Source organism: uncultured Campylobacter sp. (genome assembly GCF_937997595.1).
Taxonomy (GTDB): domain Bacteria; phylum Campylobacterota; class Campylobacteria; order Campylobacterales; family Campylobacteraceae; genus Campylobacter_B.
Genome location: NZ_CALKTS010000016.1, coordinates 1 through 3,287, shown reverse-complemented (window position 1 = coordinate 3,287; position 3,287 = coordinate 1). Strand labels below are relative to the sequence as shown.

At 49.9% G+C, this 3,287-nt stretch carries 3 protein-coding genes; all 3 read right to left on the bottom strand.

The window, feature by feature from the left end:
* The coding region (locus Q0614_RS00710) for a Sua5/YciO/YrdC/YwlC family protein (RefSeq protein WP_298785820.1) at positions 1–1,979 on the bottom strand (1,979 nt) is incomplete at its 3' end.
* A gap of 4 nt (positions 1,980–1,983) precedes the next feature.
* Entirely contained in the window at positions 1,984–2,247 is a 264-nt protein-coding gene (locus Q0614_RS00705; RefSeq protein WP_298785818.1) for a hypothetical protein, read from the bottom strand.
* Positions 2,248–2,258: 11 nt separating this feature from the next.
* On the bottom strand, positions 2,259–3,287 hold a 1,029-nt coding region (locus tag Q0614_RS00700), incomplete at its 5' end, for a hypothetical protein (protein WP_298785810.1).

Sequence of the window (3,287 nt, the reverse complement as noted above, 5' to 3'; positions counted from 1 at the left end):
GCATTTACGGCATATCGGAAGCCCTGCATATTCGCCGAATTTTGCGAAATAGACTCGTCCACCCCAAGTCTAAAATCAGACTCCTTCGCCGCACATTGCGAGTCTTGACTATCCGCTGCGGACTGCAAATTTAACTCATTAGCTATATGTCGCAGCTTTAGCTCGCCTTCTGCTTGCGGTAGGCTTAAATTTTTAGCCGCGTACTGCGAACCAGACCCATTCGATGCGCGTCCTAGCTCGTTTGCTGCACTCCGCGAGTCGCCCGCAACCGACGCATTGCAGGCGAAATTACGGCGCGCCGTTTTGCTAAAAATTTGCGCACTCTGCAACCTGCCCTGCTCCGCGCAAACTCCAATATTTTGCGTGCTAAAATTTTGCGCCGCGCAATTGCGTAAATTTTGTAGCGCAGAGCCCTGCCCTTGCGCCGATTCTTCTTGCTCACCCGCAAATTTCGGCGATATAGGATTTTTGCTTTGCGCCTTTAAATTTTGCGTGCCGAAATCCGCCGCAAAGCCCGCCTCTGTGCGCCAAACAAACTCGCGCTTTTTTAAAATCACGATCGGCTTGACGTTACAGTCTATCAGCACCTTTTCCTCTGCGCTTAAGCTTGCCGCGCGCCCTACCTGTGCTGCGTCGCGACACATGATCGCAAAGGGCTTGCTCGGGCGCTTTTTTAGCGTTCGCAGCATGCGTACTGCGTGCTCGTTCGTCGCATCGCAGACGATGTGAAAGCCGCCCATCCCCTTGATCGCGCCGATCTGTCCACGCCGCAAAAGCTCCGCCGTGCGCGCTATCGCCTCCTCGCCGCTTGATAAAATTTCGCCGTCCGCGCCGCATAAAAATAGCTGCGGACCGCAGTGTGGGCAGGAGATCGGCTCGGCGTGATAGCGGCGCGTGAGCGGGTCCGTGTATTCGCCGCGACAGAGCTCGCACATCTCAAACGCCCTCATCGTGGTGTTTGCGCGGTCGTATGGCAGCGCGGCGATGATGCTAAGGCGCGGGCCGCAATCCGTGCAGTTGATAAATGGGTAGTGAAAGCGCGGATTTTGCGGGTCGTAAAATTCTTTTTTGCACTGATCGCAGATCGCAAAATCGGGCAAAATCGGGTTAAATTTACGTCCCTCCTTGGATTGCGTGATCTTAAAATCAGTAAAATTTTGCGTAAAATCTTGTGTATTTAGATCGGTGCGGATAATTTTATCGATACGACAAAGCGGCGGCGCTTCGCTGCGAAGGCGCTGCTCGAAAATTTTTAAAATTTCTTCTTCGCACAGATCTTGCTCGGCGCTTTGCGAATCGTGTTTAAAGCCGTCCAAATCTCCCTTCGCGCCTTGCAAATTGTACTTAATATTTTGCAAGTCTTGCAGCGATTTATTCTGTGACGTACCGCGCTGCTGCGACGAATTTTGCACGACGAAATTTTGATCCGACGAAGCGGGCAAAATGGAGTCCTGCTCGTTTAGATCGGTCTCGAATAAGTTTGGTAAAAATTTCTCGCTCGCTGTGGCTTGCAAATCTTTCGTCAAATAATGCGGCAAGCTCGTCAAATCAGGCATGCCAGCTAAACCATTCGCTAAATCGCGCGGCAAGTCGGTCAAATCATTTGACGAGTTCGGTGCGCTCTGCGGCGAAAAGGAGCTCTCGTTTAAATTTGAACTTGCAAAATTTAGTGATGAGTTCGCAGCCTCGCTAGAATCCGACTCGTCAGAATTGAAAGACCGAGCAGCCGATAACGATACTTTCTGCGCTTGAATTTCGTTAGAATTTGGCTCACTTAAATTTAAAGTGGCGGAATTTTTATCAATCAAGCCTTTTTGCGGCTCGGAAAGGTCTGCGCAAACGATGATTTTAACGCCCTCGCCGTCGTTATAAACCTCGCCTTTTAGCCCCAAATCCACGGCGAGCTTGTAGACGAACGGGCGAAACCCGACCCCCTGCACTGCTCCGAAAACCTCAAATTTAGCCGCTTTCATGCACATGCTTTCATAAATTGCGCGACGCAGTAGCTGTTTTGCGGGTAAAATGTGCTCGCGGCGGGCGGACAAAGTGCTCCAGGCGCTGCAAAATGTGCTCTAAATTTAATAAAATTTGATCCTTTGCTTCTGCGCCCTTTGCCGCTTTTTTAAAATTTCGCGCGATCTCGTTTGCGCTAAGCTTAGCCCGTATGGCGCAGCTATCGGCACCGCAATGCCCGCGCAACTCGCCGTTTTGCGAATAAGACTTAGGAATTTTGCCGAAAATTCGCATATATGCCTGATCTATCGAGCTTGAAGCGCGTAGCTGTCGCTAAAGCTCGCGTCAAAATTTTTGCAAAGCTTAAGCATTAAATCCGCAAATTTGCGCCCGCCAAACATCGCGCCGCCGAAGATCAAAACGTCAAAGTCCTCTTTGCGCTCATCCACCAGATCGCTTAAAAAATAGCCCAAACTATCGAAAAATCCGAACGCAAACAGCTTTTCATTGGCGCCTGCGAGCGCATAGCTCATCGCCGAGCGCAAAATTTTATCCGCTTGCACGCAGCCGCGCTCGTCCGTGCAAAAATCAAGCCGCACCCCTTTGCCGCCCGCAAAATCCTCCGCAGCCGCCGTCAAACATTCCGCATCGCGCCCCCAGATAAGCTGTGCAGCCACGCTAAAGATACCGTAAAATCCCGCATTTACGCTTTTTAGAATTTCATCGATTTTTGCGGCGTCTACATTAAATTTGGCGCTGAAATTTTCAAGCAGTTTCGTGCCTGTCTCATCCGCGCAAATTTTAGCTTTAAGCTCGTCAAAGCTGCGCGGCAGATCAAATTTAAGTAGAATTTTTTTGGAGCTTTTGCCATAAATTGCGATCTCATCATCCGCGCCCACGCCCAAAAAGCAGCGCAAAACCCGTTTTTTGGGATCATCTAAAAGCCCCTTTTCGCGGCATATAAGCGCAAAAAGAGCGGAGTTTTTGTCCTTTGAGTTTTTTAGATAGGCGCTTGCGCTCTCACTTAAAAAGTCCTCGTTTTGCACGATCAAAAAGCCATTTTGCAGCGGCGCGACCTTAAAAATTTTATCTTTCTGCGCCGCGCTTTCGCATTTTGCGCTTAAAAAATAGATCCCGTCGCTTGCCAAAGCACGCACCAGCGCAAACACGAATATGTCGCCCGCAAGCTTTACGTCGAAAAATTTAGGCGCGTCCTCGTGATTTTTTCTAAAGATCGCATTGGTTTTTAGGCTTATGAGCGGCTTTTCGAAGGCTGCGAGCGCGATTTTACTCTTTTCGTCGCTCACAAAAATCCCATCCAGCGCGCCCACCCC

What these genes read in the sequence shown, in the direction of transcription:
- Q0614_RS00705 (WP_298785818.1), bottom strand. Translation starts at nt 2,247, where the DNA reads ATGCGAATTTTCGGCAAAATTCCTAAGTCTTATTCGCAAAACGGCGAG.